Raw genomic sequence first — 480 nt, forward strand, 5'->3', positions numbered from 1 at the left:
ACAGCCGTTCTGGAATCCAGCGGTGGACGAAGGCATGCGGTATTTTGCCAGTCAAATGTGATAGAAAGGAGCTGTCATCATGCGATCTGCCCTGTGGCCGTTGCAGGCTGCTCTATTTAAGAGGTTATCAACAGACGAAGAGCTGAACGGGCGCGTCACAGGCGTCTTTGATGCAGTCCCGAAAGATCAGGAAAAGCCTTATGTGACAATGGGGGATGATGATGTTTCCCCATTCAAAACCAAGACATCCAGCGGTGAAGAAATTAATGTCGTTCTGCACTGCTGGTCAGGTTACAACGGAAAAAAAGAAGCGATGGAGATTTTGAGCCTCGTGCTTCAAGCGTTAACAAGCAGGCCCCTAACCATAGAGGGCTTTTCTTTATGCCGTTCTGAGATGCGCAGCATGCAGGTAATCACCGATATTGACGGGTACACGCGTCACGGCATTCTCAGAATGCGCTTCACAATAAACAATTGAGA

1 protein-coding gene is annotated in these 480 nt (G+C 48.8%); it reads left to right on the forward strand.

Features of this window, described 5'->3' with window-relative positions; translation table 11 throughout:
• The first annotated feature begins 79 nt into the window (after nucleotides 1-79).
• On the forward strand, nucleotides 80-478 hold the full coding sequence (locus BGM27_RS20265; protein WP_217031402.1) for a DUF3168 domain-containing protein: 399 nt from the start codon (nucleotides 80-82) through the stop codon (nucleotides 476-478).
• The last annotated feature ends 2 nt before the right edge of the window (nucleotides 479-480 follow it).

Origin of the sequence: Bacillus sp. FJAT-27001 (genome assembly GCF_019039175.1) — a bacterium.
Lineage (GTDB): Bacteria > Bacillota > Bacilli > Bacillales > Bacillaceae > Bacillus > Bacillus velezensis.

What these genes read in the sequence shown, in the direction of transcription:
- BGM27_RS20265 (WP_217031402.1), top strand. Translation starts at nt 80, where the DNA reads ATGCGATCTGCCCTGTGGCCGTTGCAGGCTGCTCTATTTAAGAGGTTA.